20 protein-coding genes are annotated in these 19,152 nt (G+C 60.2%); 10 read left to right on the top strand and 10 right to left on the bottom strand.

The features are described from left to right. Nucleotides 1-1,235: ParB N-terminal domain-containing protein (locus EN745_RS11980; protein WP_127421330.1), on the bottom strand; the 1,235-nt coding region annotated here is incomplete at its 3' end. Nucleotides 1,236-1,728: 493 nt separating this feature from the next. Here EN745_RS11980 and EN745_RS11975 point away from each other — a divergent pair. Genes EN745_RS11975 through arsC form a run of 3 tightly spaced genes read left to right on the top strand, consistent with a single transcriptional unit; the run spans nt 1,729 to nt 3,181 of the window. Beyond that, nucleotides 1,729-2,079 (top strand): metalloregulator ArsR/SmtB family transcription factor, encoded by a 351-nt coding sequence (locus EN745_RS11975; protein ID WP_127421329.1) that lies wholly within the window; start codon nt 1,729-1,731, stop codon nt 2,077-2,079. Beyond that, complete coding sequence (locus tag EN745_RS11970) at nt 2,076-2,774, top strand: MIP/aquaporin family protein (RefSeq protein WP_127421328.1); 699 nt, start codon at nt 2,076-2,078, stop codon at nt 2,772-2,774. Before EN745_RS11975 ends, EN745_RS11970 begins: the two co-directional genes overlap by 4 nt. After that, nucleotides 2,771-3,181, top strand: a complete 411-nt coding sequence (gene arsC / locus EN745_RS11965) for an arsenate reductase (glutaredoxin) (RefSeq protein ID WP_127421327.1) — start codon at nt 2,771-2,773, stop codon at nt 3,179-3,181. The genes EN745_RS11970 and arsC overlap by 4 nt, the downstream gene beginning before the upstream one ends. A 221-nt stretch (nt 3,182-3,402) precedes the next feature. On the opposite strand, the gene EN745_RS11960 is transcribed toward arsC, so the two are convergent. The 7 genes from EN745_RS11960 to EN745_RS11920 all read right to left on the bottom strand — a co-directional run bounded on the left by EN745_RS11960 (nt 3,403) and on the right by EN745_RS11920 (nt 8,530). Next, nucleotides 3,403-3,606, bottom strand: a complete 204-nt coding sequence (locus EN745_RS11960) for a hypothetical protein (RefSeq protein WP_127300942.1) — start codon at nt 3,604-3,606, stop codon at nt 3,403-3,405. 82 nt (nt 3,607-3,688) lie between these two features. Then, nucleotides 3,689-4,804 carry a dienelactone hydrolase family protein gene (locus tag EN745_RS11955; protein WP_127421326.1) on the bottom strand — a complete coding sequence of 372 codons (1,116 nt, stop codon included), beginning with the start codon at nt 4,802-4,804 and terminating at the stop codon, nt 3,689-3,691. A gap of 410 nt (nt 4,805-5,214) precedes the next feature. Then, nucleotides 5,215-5,490 carry a hypothetical protein gene (locus EN745_RS11950; protein ID WP_127421325.1) on the bottom strand — a complete coding sequence of 92 codons (276 nt, stop codon included), beginning with the start codon at nt 5,488-5,490 and terminating at the stop codon, nt 5,215-5,217. 310 nt (nt 5,491-5,800) lie between these two features. Beyond that, entirely contained in the window at nt 5,801-6,757 is a 957-nt protein-coding gene (locus EN745_RS11940) for a DUF3991 and toprim domain-containing protein (protein WP_348630956.1), read from the bottom strand. A 303-nt stretch (nt 6,758-7,060) separates the two neighbouring features. Beyond that, nucleotides 7,061-7,246, bottom strand: a complete 186-nt coding sequence (locus EN745_RS11930) for a hypothetical protein (protein ID WP_082980354.1) — start codon at nt 7,244-7,246, stop codon at nt 7,061-7,063. A gap of 519 nt (nt 7,247-7,765) precedes the next feature. Further along, nucleotides 7,766-7,945: a DUF982 domain-containing protein gene (locus EN745_RS11925; RefSeq protein ID WP_245487700.1), complete on the bottom strand. Its 180-nt coding sequence runs from the start codon at nt 7,943-7,945 to the stop codon at nt 7,766-7,768. Nucleotides 7,946-8,239: 294 nt separating this feature from the next. After that, nucleotides 8,240-8,530, bottom strand: coding sequence for a DUF982 domain-containing protein (locus EN745_RS11920; protein ID WP_127421323.1), 291 nt, complete (start codon nt 8,528-8,530; stop codon nt 8,240-8,242). A gap of 424 nt (nt 8,531-8,954) precedes the next feature. Here EN745_RS11920 and EN745_RS11915 point away from each other — a divergent pair, with 424 nt between their 5' ends. Then, nucleotides 8,955-9,416, top strand: coding sequence for a MucR family transcriptional regulator (locus tag EN745_RS11915; protein WP_127421322.1), 462 nt, complete (start codon nt 8,955-8,957; stop codon nt 9,414-9,416). 551 nt (nt 9,417-9,967) lie between these two features. Next, nucleotides 9,968-11,929, top strand: a complete 1,962-nt coding sequence (locus tag EN745_RS11910) for an EAL domain-containing protein (RefSeq protein ID WP_127421332.1) — start codon at nt 9,968-9,970, stop codon at nt 11,927-11,929. A gap of 290 nt (nt 11,930-12,219) precedes the next feature. On the opposite strand, the gene EN745_RS37600 is transcribed toward EN745_RS11910, so the two are convergent. Beyond that, nucleotides 12,220-12,504, bottom strand: a complete 285-nt coding sequence (locus EN745_RS37600; protein ID WP_348630955.1) for a hypothetical protein — start codon at nt 12,502-12,504, stop codon at nt 12,220-12,222. A 205-nt stretch (nt 12,505-12,709) separates the two neighbouring features. On the opposite strand from EN745_RS37600, the gene EN745_RS11900 reads away from it, so the two are divergent. Then, nucleotides 12,710-14,359, top strand: a complete 1,650-nt coding sequence (locus tag EN745_RS11900; RefSeq protein WP_127421321.1) for an MFS transporter — start codon at nt 12,710-12,712, stop codon at nt 14,357-14,359. A gap of 1,104 nt (nt 14,360-15,463) precedes the next feature. Beyond that, nucleotides 15,464-15,928, top strand: a complete 465-nt coding sequence (locus tag EN745_RS11895; protein ID WP_127421331.1) for a ProQ/FinO family protein — start codon at nt 15,464-15,466, stop codon at nt 15,926-15,928. 403 nt (nt 15,929-16,331) lie between these two features. Here the strand turns inward: EN745_RS11895 and EN745_RS11890 are convergent, their stop codons facing one another. Then, the gene (locus EN745_RS11890; protein WP_066991369.1) at nt 16,332-16,544 is read right to left on the bottom strand and encodes a hypothetical protein; all 213 of its coding nucleotides are present in this window, start codon (nt 16,542-16,544) and stop codon (nt 16,332-16,334) included. A gap of 177 nt (nt 16,545-16,721) precedes the next feature. Here EN745_RS11890 and EN745_RS36945 point away from each other — a divergent pair, with 177 nt between their 5' ends. From EN745_RS36945 to EN745_RS11875, 3 genes are all read left to right on the top strand, one after another. Next, nucleotides 16,722-17,384, top strand: a complete 663-nt coding sequence (locus EN745_RS36945) for a hypothetical protein (protein WP_245487696.1) — start codon at nt 16,722-16,724, stop codon at nt 17,382-17,384. A gap of 9 nt (nt 17,385-17,393) precedes the next feature. Next, nucleotides 17,394-17,549 carry a hypothetical protein gene (locus EN745_RS36055; protein ID WP_189363026.1) on the top strand — a complete coding sequence of 52 codons (156 nt, stop codon included), beginning with the start codon at nt 17,394-17,396 and terminating at the stop codon, nt 17,547-17,549. Between the two features lie 955 nt (nt 17,550-18,504). After that, the coding region (locus tag EN745_RS11875) for a hypothetical protein (RefSeq protein ID WP_127421319.1) at nt 18,505-19,152 on the top strand (648 nt) is incomplete at its 3' end.

Raw genomic sequence — 19,152 nt, 5'->3', positions numbered from 1 at the left:
AACACGCCCTCCGGATTCAACAAGCGCGCCGCGTGTTCCCCAAGGCTTGCGGCTCCAAAATAGGAGATGTCGCGGGCCCCGGATGCGGCGCTGATATTCTGGCCGGCGAAAGCCAGAACAAGCAGCGCCATCAGCGTATCATCCTCGATCGGGGCGCGGGCAAGCGCCTCATGCAGCGCGTCGGTGCGCAAATCGCCGATCATCTCGATGCCCTTGCGGGTGACATCCGGCCGCGACGCCGAGGCGATACCGGCGTCGTCCGCACCATCGGTGCCGGCGCCACTATCTTTGCCTTTGGCCTTCTTCGCCTCTGGCACGCGGTAGTGCACCGACTGCACCTTGCCGTCGCGGTCGAGATACATCGCCATGCAATCCGACTTCGTGGGCTTACCGTAGACCCGTTCTGCCTTCTTCGGCAGTTCCGGCTGACCCCAACCGTTGACTTCAACCAGCACGCCCTTCCTGGGCAGATTGTTCGTCATCCATTCCTGCTGGGCGCCGAGGAAAGCCTCGACGTCGGTGGTATAGCGGCTGTCCTCATCGGCTGGCGCGAACAGGTCCTCGACCCAGGCGATGCCGTAGGCCTGCGTCAGGTCGTCGCCGAAGCTCGCATCGCGCGCATACAGGCGCGTCTTTGTGAGGCCCTGCGCCACACTCCACCACGACACCTGCGGATCGGCTTTCGATGGCTTGTGCTTCTTCCAGACTTCTTTCTGCTCGTCGAGCGAGGCGGAAGCGATGGTGCGCAGCTGGCCCTCGTTGGGCATGTCGCCCCTGGCCATGTGGTCGAGCATGGCGGGAAGGACATTCGCAAGCAGGCGCAGCTTTCTGATCTGGCGCAGCGGCTGTGCAAGCGCGATGCCGATCGCCTCTTCGGTCCAGCCGAGCGCGACCAGGCGTTCGATCGCCCGCCATTGGTCGACGGAACTGAGGGGCGAGAAAGCCACGTTTTCGATCATCGAGCGCATGGCGCCATTGTCGCTTGCGGCTTCCCCGACCAGGACTTCGATTTCCTCGAGGCCCGCGGCGATCGCCTGCTTCACCCGGCGATGGCCGGCATTGATGGTATAGCCATTGCCGCCGCCGGTCTCGGCGGTGACGAGGGGCGGCTGCACGATCCCGACTGCCTTGATGGTGGCCAGGAGCAGCGCGTCGGCCTGCGGTGACGATTTTGTCTGGCGCGTACGGTCGGGATTTTCCTTCAGCGCGCGCGGATCGACTTTGATGAGATGCATGGGGATGTTCCTTTCGAGATTGAGGCGGCAGATGAAGCCGCCTTTTCTGGTCTTCTTCCTGAAGACACCCCAGGCACCGCTGAGCGGGCAGGCCGGCGCAACTGCGGCCGAGCATCCCTGCCTGGCTGGACCAGCGGGGCTTTCAGCCCTGCGCAGGACGACGGGCCGGGATCGCGAGCGGCGCGGTTGAGCGTAAGCGATGGCGGCCAGCCCGATCAGCGAGCAGCCTTCTCTTCCCTTTTTCGTTTCTCCTTCCCCGGTACTGGCCTGGAACCGTCCCCCCCCCCCGACGTGCGCTCGCCATCCAGGGCCGCGCCGCCACCTCGTCCTTTGGGGGAGCTATACGCCTCGAGCGTTGTGCGGTGGCCAGCGCGTCGGGAAGTCGCCGATAGTTGGACCCGACGGGCCCTCTCAGAGCAGGGACGATTTTTCGGTTGTCGGGAGAGAGCATCTTGGCTATTTCTCGCTTCGATATTTCAAGGATTATTGAAACGTGGATGAACATCGAGCCCTGATCGTCTTTGGCGCTCTGTCGCAGGAGACGCGCCTGCGCGTTCTGCGACTGCTGGTGGTTGCCGGGCCTGATGGCGTCGCCGCTGGTGCGCTCGCCGATCAGGTCGAGGTCTCACCGTCCAACGTCAGCTTCCATCTCAAGGAGCTGGAGCGCGCCGGCCTGGTCACGCAGCGGCGCGACGCGCGCTCGATCCTCTACAGCGCAGAATACGACGCTCTGTCCGGCCTGATCCGCTTCCTGATGGAGGATTGCCGCTCCGGCCGCCCGGAGATATGCGCGCCGGCGCTTGCAGCACCATGCTGCCGGCCGGGCGAGGCCACGTGTAAATGAAAGCCTTCGATCTTCCGCGCCGGTGCACCGCCGAGGCCCTGGGCACTGGCCTCCTGGTTGCAACCGTGGTCGGCTCCGGCATCATGGCCGACACGCTGACGCATGACGCGGCGCTGGCGCTGCTGGGCAACACGCTTGCGACCGGCGCCATGCTGGTCGTCTTGATTACCATCCTCGGGGCGGTCTCAGGAGCGCATTTCAATCCGGTCGTCTCGCTGGTGTTCTGCTTGAACCGGACGCTGCCGGCCCGCGATTTCCCCGCCTATATGGTCGCGCAGTTTGTCGGCGGCACCGCCGGCACGGTCGCGGCGCATCTCATGTTCGCACTTCCGGTGCTGGAGATCGCGACGAAGCCGCGTGCAGGACCGGCGCAATGGTTCTCCGAAATGGTGGCCACATTCGGCCTCGTCGCGGTCATTCTCTCCGGAGCCCGGTTCGAGCAACGCGCCGTGCCATGGCTGGTTGGCCTCTATATCACCGCCGCCTACTGGTTCACCGCCTCCACGTCCTTCGCCAATCCGGCCGTCGCCGTGGCGCGTTCGCTCACCGACACCTTTTCCGGGATCAGGCCGGTCGATCTGCCGGGCTTCATTGTTGCCGAGCTGCTTGGCGCCTTGATCGCACTGGCGCTGATGGGCTGGCTATTGAGGCCCGAAATCGTTCAGAAATCCCAGCCCCTGAAAGCGAAGTCATGACGGTCACCATCTATCACAATCCTGATTGCGGCACCTCGCGCAACACGCTCGCCATGATCCGCGCCAGCGGCGAAGATCCGGTGGTGATCGAATATCTCAAGACGCCGCCGAACCGCGAGCGGCTGGTCGAGCTAATCCCGGCGCTGGGCCTCACGCCGCGCGAGTTGCTGCGGGAGAAGGGGACGCCTTATGCCGAGCTTGGCCTCGCCGACCCGAAATGGAGCGTCGGCGAGCTGATCGATCTCATGCTCGCCCACCCCATCCTGATCAACCGGCCGATCGTCGAGACGCCGAAGGGCGCAAGGCTATGCCGGCCTTCGGAGGTGGTGCTGCCCCTGCTCGACAGTCCGGTGCGCGAGTTCGTGAAGGAAGACGGCGAGAAAGTGGCGTACACGCCGCCGGCCTAGACCGGTAGCTGCTTCAATGAAGGCCTTTTGGCTGGCCGAGCGAGTAGACAAGGTGATGGGGTACGCTACCGACTTCCCGCCACCTCGCGCGTCGATACAAGAAAGGGCCTGACGCGGCTTCAGCAGGCCGTCATGACGACGACGTACATTACCGATGACGATCTGCGTTGATCCGATCGGCTCCTAAGAAAGACCTCCTGCCCGGCTTCGACCGGGCATTTTTAGCTTTCAACAAGCGCCAGCTTCGAGCGGATAGCGCCAATCGCATTCACTATGGCATCGGCGGCGTGAAGGTCGAGCGCGATATTCAAAAGGCCTTCGGTCGTATGGATCGATAGGATGCCGAGAGCGCCCTTGTCGTCCTCCACCGTGCCGACGTGGATTTCGGTTGGCACGAAAGGTGACGCCTTGTCCCTGCGGTTCATCGTTCACCTGCGATAACGGGGCGGGCGACAATCGCGCATTCTGGTCATGCATTCAAGCGTGGTGAAAAGCCGCCGGCTCACATCATATTCGGGGAGGCCTTGACCTGCCCCGTTTCGTGAGCATTTGGGTTTCGCTGAAGTCGTAGCGAAACCCGCGAACCTCCCAGATCTCCGCTAAGGTCGGAGACTCTTTCAAAAATCGCAGCACCTTCCTGGCTGCGATCATATTGAAGGGAAAAATCCCGACAGACGAATGTCCACAATTGAGACGCAGGACCTCTGGCGAACTATTGCATTGCGTCAATAACTCTATCACCCGATCCGAAGCTTCTGGACGTGTGATCGTATCGTCCTTGCCAAGCACGAACATCATATCCAGGCCAGGACGTGTGAGACCCCACGTATGCATCTCTAGGCTAATGAGACCCCAAGCGGTTCTCAAATCTTCGAGTGACATGGCTGGTTCAATACGACGACGTAACGACTTCATGGTTTCCGCAGTCCAAACAAGATCAGCAGGGCTCCCTGGCAATGCCATAAGAACCGCTTTATCAACCTCTTCTTCCTGGGCAGCGATCAGACCAGCAACCGTGCCGCCTAAGCACATGCCTACAACGGAGATTTTTCGATACCTCTGACTATGAAGCCAACGAACAATCTTACGACCATCCAATACCGCCTGTCTCATCGACCGGACGGTACGTCCCAAATTCGCGTTGAAAAATTTTTCCTCGGAATGGTCGTCGGAACCACGACTAAAATGATATGGGAGGGTAGCCTCAATAACTGTTATGCCCCTTGCGGCAAAGAACTTGGCGAATGTTGGGAAACGGTTCCGCGCGTACCAATGATGAAACACAACAAGTGCATGATCTTTCGATCCGCCATCGGTAATCACACATTCAAATGTATTGTTGTCTTCATCCACGGTTGTGATATCAGACTGAAAAATGACAATATTTTCTTCTTCTCTTAATGGCTCCGGGGGCAAAACCGGGGAGAAAAACTGCTCTCCTTCGGAAAGCGTCCTGAACGCCAGTTCACCGCCACTAGCTTTTTTGTCCTCGGCCTCGTTAACCGTGAACGCCAAGGAGGTATCATAACCAAAGCCTATGGACCTGTGATCGGTACGCTTCTGGCGTTGTAAGGTTCTCAAGATGTGCTTGCGATCATGACGACGCGCCAGATACCGAAACATACCTCTCTCCTATTTCTTGAAGATCAAAAACAGTTTGTTCGGCCGCCACTCGATACCTGAGGAGTTTTGCGAGGTAAGACGGCTCATCAAATATCCCCGTTTTCACAGCCCTTCTTCTTATGTTGAATTGCCCACAGCCTGAAATGTCGCGGTCGCATATTCATAACTGGCTCGGGATTGGTTGCTGGCCACGGGCCTGCCGTCGACGTCTGTGAGAGCGCCGGCGTTGCAGAACTCGGCAAAGGGTTGTGGCGATGATCTTGCGGTGCGGACCCTCAAGGCTTTCGCTCGGCAGATCGGGGCGGGCGCCCTGCAACAGCTCGGCCGGCGATGTTCGGGCAATGGTCGCCCTCGTCGCTGGACCGTGACCAGACCGTCGCCGAAGCCGCTCGATTGGGTCTTCGAACAATTCAATGTCTTGTCCCGTCGGGGAAGATGACGGCTAACTCCTCGTCTGTTGCCTGAAACACGCTGTAGGTGCCGTTGACCACGGCGTCGACGATCTGAATATTTTTCCTGTACTGCTTTTTGACACTCGCCAGCGCTTGCCGCAACCCCAGATTGGCGTGATGCGCAAGGCTGGATTGAAACTGTTTTTGGAGGCAGCCTGGGGGCGCTTCGGCGCATATTGGTGCGACAAGGGCGCCTACGCCGACTACAAGGTGTTTGCCGATTATTTCGAGCACCGGCTGCACCGGGCAGCCAAACGAAGCGGTATTCGCACCAATGCCCCAAGGGCAACGCAATAGGTCAGGCGGCGACGGCATCCGCGACGACTTCGATGTCGGCGAAACATCTGCCGGCGGTCGGCGATGCCCTGGTAGATCTTGCAGATGGGAGAGGTGGCATTCATGGGGGGCTCCTTCTTAGCCTCGTCGGGCCGGAGCGCGGCTCATCATCTCGATTGCGCCATCGTCTTCAGCCCTTCCTGACCCCTCCCCCGCGGCCGCCTCCCCGTCCGGGCGGGTCAAGGGCCGGCGTCAGCCGGGCGAAGCTTCACCCTTGACGCGGCCGGCGGGCATGCGGCAGCCGGGTTTTTTGTCCCCCTCCTTCTCCCTTCTTCTGGAGTTTTCGCGCACGCAGGTCCTCGTTCCAATCATCGGCGACGGGACGCAGCCGATCGAAACCGCACCCCGCCTCTACCGCGATCGTTTCGAGCCGGCCGGCATAGACCTCGCCCTGGGCGTTGTTGTCGGTCGCGGCGACAAGAAGAGCGCCGTTGCGCGCCGCAAGCCCGCGGATCGCCGCCACGGTCGCCGGCGCCCAGCCGCCGCCGGTGCTGAGATAAAGGCTGCCGGGCTGCAGCTCCTCGATCGCGGCAAGGCTCATGGCATCGATGGCCGCTTCGGTGACGCAAAAGCGCATTGCCTCGACAGCGCCAAGACGAAACAGCAGCTTGGCGCCTCCGCTCGCAAACCCCCGCCATTTAGGACCGCGCTCCTCCCAGCCGGTGAGCACGCCGGCCTCATCGGTGTGCGCCACCCACATGCTGCCGCACGGACCCTCGCGAAGCCGGTCCTGGCGGATCGCCGCGCGGATGACGGTTTCTGACAGACGCCGTTCCTGGCGCAGATAGCGCCAGGTCATGGACCCGGGCCACGGCCCGCGGCGGCTTTGCCAACGCTCGGAAACGGAACGGCCCGGTCGCTTCTTATGAGGAACCCGCGTCCAGACGGGCTCGCTGGGAACGAACCCGATCAAATTCGCCACATGATCGAGCGCTTCCACGAAGCGGACGCCCTCGAGGTGCTCGACCAGGTGGAACACGTCTCCCTTGGCCTCCGACAGTGGATCGAACCAGCCTTTGCCCTCGTGAATGACGATGATGATTTCGGCGCCGCGCCGGAATTTTACGGCGCGTCTAGTGCTCTCCTTCTGATCGACCGCGAAGCCCGCCCGCTCCAGCACCGCAGTACACAGAACGCCACTTCTGAGTTCCTCGACATCGCTCATCTCCATTCCTATCCCGGCGCCCATGAGGTTCCGTCCCTTCCTGTTCGGTTTCCTTTCCCGCGAATCCCGCGGGACCCGACCCCAAGGCCGCGAAGAGCGACGGAGGCAAGGGCGCGGCCGGGCAACTGAGGAATGTTCGGAGCACTGTGATTTTCCCAGCCGCGGCGCAGCCTCCCTTGCCGCCGCTCGCTCGCAAGCGGCACCCAATCGCCGCGCATCGGCCCGCCGATCGGCAGGCCGTTGGATCACGGTCGGTGCAATTTGGGCTTTGTGACGGGGCGGGCCGCCAAGCTCCGGGCCGGCTCAACGAGCCGGCCTGATCTGGAATGGGTCGTATTCGTGAAGGATTTCGAGATCATCGCCAGGCTCGATCTCATCGCTGCGGAGCACACCGATCGCGTTGCCGGATTTGAAGAGGATGACGGGGACCATCAGGGTGCGGGCGAGGTCCAAGGCGTGGTGTTGAGCCAGGGCAAGATCGTGCGACATCTGAGGGCCTTCCATCTTTGAGCGAGGCCAATCCCCGCTCGATGGCTCCCGTCAGTGTCGTGGGCCGGTCGCGATCACCGCGCGGGCTTTAGCCAAGCGGCCGCAGCTTGCTAGCGGACCCCTTTGAGGGTTGATCGTGGAAGATCCGGAACAGGACCAGGAAAGCCATCGCAGAAGAGCGGGGTTGGGTTGCTCCTATGGATAAGCGCTGGTGCATGCCGATCTTGCGAACTGGATGAACGCCAAGGCTCTGTGCCGCTGGCTGGTTGTTCAGGTGAGCATCCGCCGCCGGCCCGTGCGATCCTCAGAGGTCGCACCACGACATGGCCCGAAACCGCTGAATTAGCGGCGCCTGCTCAGCCACGCTCCCCAATGCAGCGCCTTGGAACCAGAACCGCGCTCGCCGCTGGCGCTACGAATGTAGCTCGCTCGGCAGCCGCTCGTCCAACGCCAGGCGCGATCATGGCGCTGGCGGATCGCAATGGAGAGAAGAAGCGACGCAATGCGCGTCGTAAATTTTCAATCGCTGCGCAGGATTTTTGCTTCAAGCGCCGCTGCGACGAAAGCTCGGCGGGCGGCCGGTGGATGGCTCTCACCGCGCAACACGCGCAGACACGCGTCCATCGCTGCCTTGCGCTTTTCCGTTTCACGCGGGAGATCCCGCAGCAAGATCGTGGCCGCGTCATTGACATCGAACACGACGCGCTCCGCGGCGTGGCGGCTTACCTGGACCACGACCGGCCGCTCAAATCTGCTCAACTCACCGTTCCCCTCAAGTCGTGCGGCAAGGTCCGCTCGGCCCAGCTTTATGCCTCAACCGAGGAGACAAAAAGAGGCGAACCCGAAAGCCCAACTCGATGCCTCGGTGGCCAGCCGATCGCCAACAAGCGCTGTCATGCCCGTTTCCGGAATTCGGCGACGTTCCGCCCCTTGTCCGCGATCGGTCAAAACCTAAACGGAATGCCCCAAGCTTCGCTACAATACAAACCGTCCTTACGCGCGCCGCTTTTTGCAGGCGGCGATCCACTGCATGGCGGAGATTGAATCTTCCAGGATGGCGACCTGCCTGGCGAAATCGATAAAAGCATGGTGCGCGGCGGTCACGGGCTTGTGCCCATCCTCTGCGTCATAGCAAGCCCGAAGAGCGGTCTGGTGGGTCAGATCTCTTTGATCCTCAGGCCAGTCATTGAGGAAATCGATGGCGTCCGCGAGGCTCGCAATCTCTTGGACGATGTAGGTCGCACGCTTCACGAAAATAGGGCTCCCGAAGTCCTCTGCATCCATGCGCTCCTCCCACTTGGCGAACCCTTGCTTTGCACGAGCATTCCGCTCGGCAACCATCGCAATGTGCTGTCCGGACCGAGACGGTTCAAGGGGCTGGATCGAAGATTTCTCCTTGGCGCAGGTGCCCGGGGGACGGTGGCAGGATCAGGGCATCAAACGTGCGTAGCAGAGGTTGAGTTTCGCCGGCGTCAAAGGCGCCGATACGAAACCCATTCTGCTCGAAAGCAGTTTCATGAACCGCAAAACCCCTCGGCGGGTCCGACCGATTTTTGCCGGAAGCTGTCGGCATCAGGGTAGAACCATCGTGTGCCTCGGCCCGCAATTTGGGACCCAGTGCTACGGGAGCCCTAACTTTGATTGCATTCTATGGCTGCCTTCATTAATAAAACCGATCCGCCGCCGTTTATCAAAGCAGGAGCATTGCGTGACAGAAGAAGCCGAAAACAATACTGACGCCCTCATCGAGCTTACCGCCGAAGTCGTGTCGGCCTATGTGTCGAACAATCCGCTCCCCGTGGGCGAGCTTCCGGCTCTAATCGGCCAGGTGCATACGGCGTTGAAGGGCACGATGGGCGGCCCGGTCGCGAAGCCTGAGGACCTCAAGCCTGCCGTTCCCATCAGGAAGTCGGTCACGCCCGACTACATCATCAGCCTGGAGGATGGAAAGAAGTTCAAGTCGCTGAAGCGGCATCTGGCGACCCACTATGGTCTGACGCCCGAAGAATACCGGGCGAAATGGGGACTATCGGCAGACTATCCGATGGTTGCCCCGAACTATGCCGCCGCGCGCTCAGCTTTGGCGAAGACCATGGGCCTCGGCAGAAAACCCGATGAGGCCCAACAGGCCGCACCGGCAAAGAGGAGCCGCAAAAAGGCGGCCGCTTGATCGTCCCGGCTTGTTTGTTGGCCAGGTGCCGTTTGAAAGGCGGGACCTCCCGGCTTCGGCATCTCTGCGATCCAGGCGAACTCGCCTACGTCCCGCAGCGCTGACATGATCGTGGAGAAGGCCTCCTTGTGTCTGCCGGACCTCGGGACGGCTCGTCGAGTTGTCAGCCTTCAAAGGGTGAGAGCTCAGCATGGCTGCAGGAGGGGGCTACCCGGACCATAACGATGCTGCCCGACTGATCCGAAAGCCGAAGGTCCTCAAGGCGCATAGTGTAGATTTTCTGTGCCAGCGTGCTTTGGCAGCAAAGCCTGCGGTTCTTTTGGTTAGCCGACTACAAGGCGGAGGGCGAACGGGCATAATTGGGATCAGGTTAGGTCGGCGATGCCCTAAGGGAGCATCGCGTTTTCACTATCTTCGAATTTCCAAAACCCTTGGCTTCCCAACTGGGCTGTCCAAATTTGCGGTTGAAATTTACTTTTTCAGAATTGTTCGGTGTTAGGGGACCGACCAATACGCAGCTGACTACTCTACCGCGGGGGAGTGAAGGAGTGATGCAGCGTCTGTCTGCCGCAAGGCTCGGCGACCTCCTGGCGGGAGACCTGCGTGTTTTTGGCGGGCCCTCAACGATCGAACCGCTTGCCGGCCGCATCAGGGCGGAGCAGGTCAGTATCGTGCTTCGCAGCACGCTTCTTGGCATGGTTGCGAACATACTCAATGCGGCCACTTTTGTTATCGCGGTTTGGGGCTCGCCCGACCAGACGAAAGCCATCCTCTGGGCGAGTGTGATCATCGCCGCCGCTGGGTTCGTAGGCCTAAGAGCGAGATCATCGTTTCAGTCAGTCAAACCAAGGTCAGTGTCTCGCCGGACAACGCAAAACCTGGTGCGAAACGCCTTCCTGTTCGGCACTTGGTGGGGTGCACTTCCCGTTCTGTTCTTCGGAGGAGCAACGAGTGCCGCCCAGGTTGTCATTACCTGCCTGAGCGCTGGCATGATCGCAGGCGGTGCCGCTTCTTTTTCCACGATTCCTATTGCGGCCATCGCGTATACGCTGCCGATCTTCGTCGGTTCGGCGGTTGCGATTGTGTGGCTGGATGGAGCCGTCAATCTGCCCGTCGCAATCCTGATGGTGAGCTACGCCATCACGCTGTTTCGTGCCGTGCTTGCTCACGCGTCCGAATTTACCCGACGCTGCATTCTGCAAGCGGAAAGCGAAAATGCCATTCGCAGGGATGTTCTAACGAGTTTGCCAAACCGGTTCAGCTTCAACGAGCGGCTGGAAAACGCGTTGGTGGACGCAAAGCAGTTTGACCAGCACTTTGCGTTACTCTTGTTCGATCTTAACAATTTCGACGAGGTGAACGATCGCTTTGGCCGCGCAATAGGGGATGCCCTTTTGGTCGAAGTGGCTGCGAGACTTCGGAAATCGACGCGGGAGAGCGATGGCATCGCGAGATTGGAGGGCGACGAATTTGCTATAATCGTCACGTGCGATATTAGGCCAGATCAAATCAGGTCCTTAGCCAAACAGATCATCGATGGCATGCGCACCCCTTTCATGATTGAAGGACGCGAAATATATTGCAGGGCCTCTATCGGTATCGCCTTGGCGCCCACTGATGGTTTGGATGCCAATCAACTCCTGCGCTGCGTCGACACCGCGCTACACAGGGCCAAGACGCTGGGGACGGGTTCCATCCAGTTTTTCAGCGCAAACGACGATGAAGCTGCCACAAGGCGCCATGCCCTTGAACGCGATCTGGCATCTGCGCTCGCCAGTGACCAGCTTTGGCTTGCATTTCAACCCTTTCTCGATCTCGGGAGCGATCGCATCCGAGGTTTTGAAGCGCTTCTGCGGTGGCAGCATCCGACCCTTGGCGCGATCGCTCCCTCGGAGTTCATACCTATCGCTGAAGAAACGGGTTTGATTCACTCCATCGGACACTGGGCTGTCAAAACGGCTTGTTCGGCGGCTGTGCGGTGGCCGAGCGACTTGCGGGTCTCCGTCAACTTGTCGGCAGTGCAGCTTAAAAACAAGGCCTTGCTAGATGGAATTTTAGAAACCTTGGCTGAAGCCGGTTTGGAGCCCCGGAGACTGGAGGTTGAGATTACAGAAAATGTTCTAATTTCGAATTTTGAAGAAACAATTTCGTTATTACAATCGTTAAGTTCGCTGTCCGTAACAGTTGCTCTTGACGATTTTGGTACTGGCTATTCATCACTCACTTATCTTCGGAAATTGCCTCTTTCGCGGCTCAAGATCGACCGATCTTTTGTCCAGGATCTGCTCACCGATGCGGACTGCGCCGCGATTGTGAGATCATTGGTTGAGTTGGCGCATGAGCTTCGAATTGAGGTGACGGCCGAAGGCGTCGAAACTCCCGAACAGCTCGACTGTCTGCGCCGCGTCGGATGTGATGAAGCTCAGGGCTATTTAATCGGGAAACCTGTCCGGATTGACGACATTCCTGGCATTGCTGCGAAGCCGTTTGGTCAGAAGCAGGTACTCGAATAGCAAGACCGGCACCTTGGCGGCGATGGTCTGGTTGTCTCGAATCTCGACGGGGACGGCCGCCTTGCTCAGGTAGGCTGAAGGCCGCAAATCCTTGTGCAAGCACTGGCAGTAGCCCTGTGACGAAGCATCACGTCGGTCGAGCGGCGCCGGCGCTGGTTTCGGGAGGAGAAGGAGCGGGTGTTCGCGGCGACGTTTGAGGCAGTGGCCAGGCGCGGGGTACGTCGAGACGGCATTGCGTCGAGATTTAGCAGATTTGAGAAGCGGGTCGTGTTCGGGTTAGCCGCCATAGCTCAGAGCGCATCGTGTTCAATGTTAGTGATGCTGCCGCTATCCTGCTGCATGATCTTCATCGTCAGACCGAGAAAACGGAAAGGCAGCGATGGACGCCTGTCTGCAGGGTATTGCGTGGTGAGGCCCATCCACCAGCTGCTCGAAAAGCTTTCGATGCAGCCGCGCTTGAAGCAATGATTATGCGCAGCGATTAACCCTTGCGCTGGATCTCGATCTCGGCCGACGACATCGTTGACCGCAAGCGCCAGCTCGAAGCGGATTTTCCGCTTAAGCGCTTTATTCAAGTTTTGGCCGTAGATTCTGGGATGTGCCGCTCGTCGCCGCCTCAATCATTCTTGGTGGGCTGTTCGGCGCGACCGCATTGCCCGTTGCCACCTGTGGCCGCATTCGTCGGAGGCAAAAGAGTTTCTCTCAATATTGCCAGCCGCCACGGTTCAGTCGAGATTACATGCGAGACGGCCGATAACGGAAAACAAAGGCTCGCAAAAAATGAGTAGAGTGGCTGGATCAGTTGAAGATTTGGCTGCGCCGACGACGTTTGCGCCCCTCATGCAGCCGACCTTTCGTTCGATCTGGCTTGCCACCCAGGTCTCGAGCCTCGGCTGGTTGATGCAGACTGTCGCCATCAGCTGGCTGATGGCGACGATCTCGACTTCCGATCTGATGGTTGCGCTGGTCCAGGCTTCATCGAACCTGCCCGCTTTCATCTTGTCCGTCTTCGCCGGAGCCCTCGCCGATAATTTCAGCCGTCGCAGGGTCATGTTCGCCGGCCGCTGCCTGATGGTGATAGGATCTGCGATGCTGACCGCGGTTGTGGCGCTGGGGTTTGTCAGTCCGTGGATGATCCTCGGCTTCAGCTTCCTGATCGCATGCGGGGGTGCTCTTCACGATCCCGCCTGGCAGGCCTCGGTTGGCGATATCGTCGACCGCCGCGATGTCCCGGCTGCCGTGACCCTGCTCTCCGTCGGCTTCAACACGGTCCGGACCGTGGGCCCGGCGCTCGGCGGCATCGTGGTTGCCTCGTTTGGGCTTTTGGCAGCTTTTAGCGTGACCACACTCACCTATTTGGTCCCTTTGGGCACGATATGGCGCTGCAAGTGGAAGGTTCGCTCTTCGCCTCTCCCGCGCGAGTCGATGAGGACGGCGATCTATGACGGGCTGCGCTTCACGGCGATGTCTTCGGAAATCAAGGCGGCGATCGCACGCGGAACCCTGTTTGGCCTGGCAAGCATCGCCATTCTCGCACTGCTGCCGCTGGTAGTCCGCGATCATCTGGGAGGCGGACCGCTCGCCTATGGCACGCTCATGGCAGGCTTCGGGACGGGCGCCGTCTTCGCCGGCATCTCCAACGGCACATTCAGACGGAGCTTGTCGCAAGAACGTCTGATGAAGCTCGCGTGCGTCGCCTGCGCGGCCTGCTCCCTCTCCCTTGCGCTGACCTCTTCGATTCCGGTGGCCGCACTTGCGCTCGCCTTGGGCGGCGCCGGCTGGGTCACCGCCTGGTCCGGGGTTGGCGTGAGCGTGCAGCTGGCGAGCCCGCGCTGGGTCGTGGGGCGCACGATTTCGATCTACTATGCATTGATAGATGGCGGCATCGCGGCCGGCAGCTGGGTATGGGGCACGGTCTCCCAAAACCATTCCCTGACGTGGGCGCTGGAGGGTTCCGCTGGAGCGCTGCTGCTCGTCGCCGCAGCTGGCATTCTGTTTCCTCTACGCGAGCGCCGCGAGTCCGAGCCCGATCCTTTGGAGGAATTCCACGCCCCAGCTGTCGCTCTCAATTTGAAGCCGAGAAGCGGTCCTATCGTGGTCAAGGTCGAATATCGGATAGCCGAGAAAAATGTCGAGGCCTTCCTCGAGCTCATGCGGCAGCGCAGGCATATCCACAGCCGCGTCGGTGCTCGGAACTGGACGCTTCAGCGCAACCTGCAGAAGCCCATGCAATGGACAGAGACATTCCGCACGCCGACCTGGACGGACTACCTTCGCCTCAACCATCGTCTCACGGAAGTGGACAAGGAATTGGACGAGCGTGTCTGCCAGTTGCAGGCGGGAGAGGCAGCGCCTCAAATGACGCTATCGATTGAGCGGCCGACCAGCCCGCCTCGTAAACGCGCAATCCTCCCACTTCCCCGTCATTGAAGCCTGACCGTCACGTCTAGGCACCAGCGATTGCTACGTTGGTACTGCTAATGGTCGTGGCGAGCGCGGGACAACCACCGCGATTCGATGGTCAGCGGCGCAGATGTACAACAGGCTGTCTCGCGCGAGTGGGTACGCAATATCCTGTGTCCGCGACAGAAGCCAAAGACCAATTTCATCCGGTCAGGACGTGGCTCCTAACAGCGTCCCGGAAGCGGACACCATGCGCGTGCTGGGTTGATGTGGAAAATGCGTGGGGGCGGGTGGACGACGGCGCGCGATGGGCTTAGACGACGTTCGCAATCCCCCAAGTCCGCCGAGAGCACTATGAAGCAGCAGGCGACCCTTTGTCGTCGAGACCAGACAGAAGCGTGGCCTCGTAAAGCGGCCAGAGTCGATCTGGGTCGGCATCGACCTGGCAGCCATCGCGAACGATGTCGCGAAAGCGAACACGAAAGGTGCGGTCGCTGAGGCGACGCGGCAGCCGATTGGTCCTGGCGAAAATCTTTCCCAGCTCGTGTTCACCACCTCTGAAGAAGTATCCCAGGACCAAGGACATAATCATGCCCGACGCATCGCTTCCTGAGTAGCGCGCAACGGTTGAGCGAGCGCCGGTTCCGGATGCATCGCACACACCGACTGGACGAACTCGCCGCAAGAAGCGGTGGCAGAAAGATGTGCCTTTGCCGCGAAGTGAACGATGGAAGCGGCGCCTGCCGTGGGCGCTGCGCCAGAGCCGGGCTGAGCGGTAGATCGACTGTTCAACGGGCCAGAAGGAGAATAAAAGCGCGTGGCTGCGGCCAACTCACGGCGTACCGCTCAAGACGATCCGTAAGCGCCATGATGATAGATCAGAGCCAGACCCGACTCTCCGCTGACCACATGCCGGGCGCTGCCGAGGACGAGCGCGTGGCTGTGGCGCACAATCGTGTCCTCGACGTGCAATCGACCGCGGCTGATAGAGGGCAACGGTATTCATCTGGAAGCTAGGATGCGCTGCTTTGCCCCTGCCCGGAAACTTTTTCAGGCGTCCACAATCATTGCATATATGGGTGCTACGGAGCGTCCGAACTGGGAACAAAACAAATCGGGCGAGGCTTGATCATGACGACCCCCAACCGAGGGAAATCGCCCGCACAGCTTTTCCGGCACCTATCGGCAAAGTGGCCTGCGGCGTTCAATCCGAAAGCGCCCATGCCGCTTAGGATCGGCATCCATCATGACATTCGCGTGCTGGACGGCGAACTGTCAGATGATGAATTGAGGAGAGCCCTGCGCGCCTATACCAGCATGCCCAGGTACTTGGCGGGACTGAATGCTGGCGCTGTGCGGGTCGATCTTGATGGCGAGCCGGCCGGCGAGGTATCGGATGCGGAGGCCGCGAGCGCCAAGGCTTTGCTTTGCGCCCGCAAGAACAAGGAAGAGACCAAGAAGACGCCGGAGCCAAGGGTGCCTGATGCCCCGCCCCAACCGAAGCCGAAGCAAACGGCCGTGTTCAACGCGAAAAATACGGCTGGAATAGTCGTTGAGACGAAGCGTCGCCGGTCTTTCCGAAAGCCGATGGCTTGAGCGCCACAGATCTCCCAAGACTCATGGGCTTCCGAGTAATAGCCATGATGAAGAGGTCGATGCCCCAGAGGAACATCTCCCGAGTCAAACGACGCCTCTTCAACCGGGATTGCCTCGCTATGGTAGCTGTGTCCTGTAGGATGGCGCACGGGGTGCAGCTGCCTACCTGTGGAAGATACGCGTGGGAGGGAAAGCCCATTTCCGGAAGGCGTTTGCCCCTCGTCCGCACCAACCAATCCCTTGCGTTTGGCTCCAGGCAGGCTCATCCTGCCGCCTGCGCGTCTGCCGCCCAGCGCTGCTTGAAGAGATGCTCTCGACCGGCGTCAAACCACCAGCTTTGTGATCATAGCATCGGGTGCACAGTTCGGCCGGAGCGCGGCAATTTCGAGAGCCGCGAGATCCGCTAAGCCCCACATTTTTCCGCTATTCCGGCGATGCATTCCTCGAGCCGCTCGAGGCGGAATTTCGCAATGCGAAGTTCATTCCCGGCTTCAAAACGTCGATGGCGCCCCTGTGGCGTGGTCGCCATGAGGTTGCGCTCCAGTTCCGCGATGCGGACACGCATCTGCCGCGCCTCATCCTGACGCAAGGCCTTGATCCATCCCCGTCCGCGCATCAGTCTTCCTGCCCGCCCCAAAAGTCATGCAAACATGCCATCGAGACCCTAATTTGCGGCAAGCTGAAACGCTCGAAATTTAACTTCCGCTAACGCGAGGAGACGAAACAGCGCGGCGAGACAGTCAACGAAGCGGACACGACCACCGCCCATTCCTTGTCTGTCGAACCCGAGGTGATGGTGGTCAGCATCAACCTGAACTCGTCAACGTGGGCAGCCATCAACCAGCATCGGCATTTCTGCGTCAACGTTATCTGCGCCGTCGGTCCGAGTTGTTACTCCCTGGGCGATACCGATGTTCCGCGCGGCAAGCGTAGGGGATTGTACAAGAAGCTCGGCGAAATCGATGCGCGCTACGGCAGCCGCGATCACTTGCGTTATCAGATTGCGGAGCACCTGGCCTCGATTGGCCGCTACATCGACGCGCCCCCAAAGGAGGAGGAGGCCTGGATCGATAATGAAACACCCGAGTTGGCCGAGGTCACGCCTTACGACGTGGCGCACTTTCAGACTTACGCCGTCCTGCTGATGTCGGAGGAGATGGGCCTCGACTGGCGCAAGATGTCACGAGCCATCTTGAACATTGACCCAGAGCCGCCTAAGGTCCGGAGCTCGCCTTCTGCTCAACGCCATCACAAGGATGGCGTTGAGCAGCGTAACGAATCCTACATCCTGATGATGCCAAGGCGTCCTGGACGTGGCGATCTAGTACCCGATTTAGCGCCAGCCGGAACGGGCCCGTCGGGCTTGGACATCCCATCTGGCGCGGGCGCGGTGGCTAGCGACGAGCGGGTGCGGGCAGCTTCAGAGCGATCGGTTTGGAATAGCCGCCCCGGTTAGGAAGCTCGCATGACCAGCCAGCCGTTGCCAAAGGCGAACATGGGACTTTTTGAGCGGCGGCGTGTCGAAAAAACTGCAAGCTTTTTTCGTTATTACGTTAGCCTAGCGTTTCGCGGCTGGCTTCTTGATTGGAATTGTTTTTTCTTCCCATGCCAGTCCGATTGATCGTTTCCGTTCCTCAGAAGTCGCGAGGAGCAGGACGTGGTCGCAACGGGCTGCGATTATCACATTTCCTTATCACAGATCACCCAATTTGCAACCCTGCCGTGCAATCGTGGGCGTCACTGCGGCGCGCGAGCACCTTCCCTCACAGCTCAGCCCAGTGAATCCGCCGCGCGCGCCTCACCCCGGAGCCCGGAAGAATTAGCTCTTCCCTGTGCAGGAAGAACCGACGCGCGAAGAACTCAAGATTTGGGTATTGCTCCCTTCCTGCGCAGCGCTCTGCCGATAGCGCAGCCTGTCGGGGCAGAAGGCAAGGAAGGTAGCCCGCAAGTGTCGGAGAAGCTGCGGCTTCCAGATTGGCGCCGCTCGCACGGTTGCTGAGGCCGGTTTACCCTATCGAACACTATGCCGACCGAGGAAGATTGGGCGAAGCCGAAGCTCCGCCCGGTGGACCCCCAACCCACGCCGACCGTTAACTGGGGCTCGGGCGAATGCGTAGACGTGGGGACAAAGCTCTGGGACAGTTGGGAGGATGATGCGCTCGTCGCGAACCCGAAGGCGCCGGTCTGCCAGACTAGTGGTCGTAGGGAATCGGCCCACGCTCTCAGTTAAATCAGGAGACATGATCCGAAAACCGAAGCTTTGCGAGCTCAGTTCCTGTCCCGCTTAGTGGCTATTGTGTTCGCTATTCTGCCATACGCCTAATGAGACTGTCCCACCTGATGACCGTCCCTAACTTGGCTGAGATCGAACGCTCGCCGCGTCTTCACGGTCGGCAAAAAGGCGCGCCCTTCCGTTGCGTTACCTACCGCGGGTGTCGCGTTTGGACCAGTTTTATGCAAGTGCGAGCACCAAAACACCGTACAGGTACGCCGTTGACGAGCGGCCCGGCATGGTACACGTTTGATTAAATCGGTTTAGCCGCGTCACCTCACAGAGCACGGCCACGTTCTGCAACATGCACCACCAAGCAACACGAAACAAAAATGGCAACGCTCGGGAAAGCCGCGATATCAATTTGGACTTGATCGCGGTTGTCGCTGCCGTGACAGACCGCGAGCCTTGCGTCCTCACCATCGGAGAGCAGGATGCATTGCCCTCAGGGCCGTTCGAGCTCAGCCACCGATCGCTGCAGTCTGGCCTGAGGGACTGGGTCGAACAACAGACAGGCCATCCGCTGGGCTATATCGAGCAGCTCTATACCTTCGCTGACCGAGACCGCATCGAGGCTGGGCGCCAACAGCGCAACATCTCGATCAGCTATCTTGCGCTGACCCGGCAAGAAGCTATTGCCGTGTCACGCAAGAGTGACTGGAAAAGCTGGTACGCGTATTTTCCATGGGAAGACCACCGGTCCGGCGCGCCGGAAGCGCTGAGCATCCTGCACCGGCGTCTGATGGCCTGGGCGAAGGGTGCCAGCAGTATGGCAGCGCGGCGCGAACGCGGTCAGCGCGCGGCGATCGCGTTTGCCTTCGACGATCGCCCCTGGAACGAGGACCTTACGCTGCAGCGCTATGAGTTGCTTTTCGAGGCGGGCCTAGTCGAAGAGGCTGGCGGCAACGCGAGCATGACGCTCCCGGCAACAGTGTCAGGCAAGGCGATGGTC

It is taken from the genome of Mesorhizobium sp. M4A.F.Ca.ET.022.05.2.1 (assembly GCF_003998845.1).
Lineage (GTDB): Bacteria > Pseudomonadota > Alphaproteobacteria > Rhizobiales > Rhizobiaceae > Mesorhizobium.
The sequence above is the reverse complement of the archived record's forward strand: the minus strand, read 5'-3'. Positions and strand labels throughout refer to the sequence as shown.

Bases quoted from the DNA above. Each gene is read 5' to 3' on its own strand.
- EN745_RS11970 (WP_127421328.1), top strand. From the start codon at position 2,076: ATGAAAGCCTTCGATCTTCCGCGCCGGTGCACCGCCGAGGCCCTGGGC.
- arsC (WP_127421327.1), top strand. From the start codon at position 2,771: ATGACGGTCACCATCTATCACAATCCTGATTGCGGCACCTCGCGCAAC.
- EN745_RS11960 (WP_127300942.1), bottom strand. From the start codon at position 3,606: ATGAACCGCAGGGACAAGGCGTCACCTTTCGTGCCAACCGAAATCCAC.
- EN745_RS11955 (WP_127421326.1), bottom strand. From the start codon at position 4,804: ATGTTTCGGTATCTGGCGCGTCGTCATGATCGCAAGCACATCTTGAGA.
- EN745_RS11940 (WP_348630956.1), bottom strand. From the start codon at position 6,757: ATGAGCGATGTCGAGGAACTCAGAAGTGGCGTTCTGTGTACTGCGGTG.
- EN745_RS11930 (WP_082980354.1), bottom strand. From the start codon at position 7,246: ATGTCGCACGATCTTGCCCTGGCTCAACACCACGCCTTGGACCTCGCC.
- EN745_RS11920 (WP_127421323.1), bottom strand. From the start codon at position 8,530: ATGGATGCAGAGGACTTCGGGAGCCCTATTTTCGTGAAGCGTGCGACC.
- EN745_RS11910 (WP_127421332.1), top strand. From the start codon at position 9,968: ATGCAGCGTCTGTCTGCCGCAAGGCTCGGCGACCTCCTGGCGGGAGAC.
- EN745_RS11900 (WP_127421321.1), top strand. From the start codon at position 12,710: ATGAGTAGAGTGGCTGGATCAGTTGAAGATTTGGCTGCGCCGACGACG.
- EN745_RS11895 (WP_127421331.1), top strand. From the start codon at position 15,464: ATGACGACCCCCAACCGAGGGAAATCGCCCGCACAGCTTTTCCGGCAC.
- EN745_RS11890 (WP_066991369.1), bottom strand. From the start codon at position 16,544: ATGCGCGGACGGGGATGGATCAAGGCCTTGCGTCAGGATGAGGCGCGG.
- EN745_RS36945 (WP_245487696.1), top strand. From the start codon at position 16,722: ATGGTGGTCAGCATCAACCTGAACTCGTCAACGTGGGCAGCCATCAAC.
- EN745_RS36055 (WP_189363026.1), top strand. From the start codon at position 17,394: ATGACCAGCCAGCCGTTGCCAAAGGCGAACATGGGACTTTTTGAGCGG.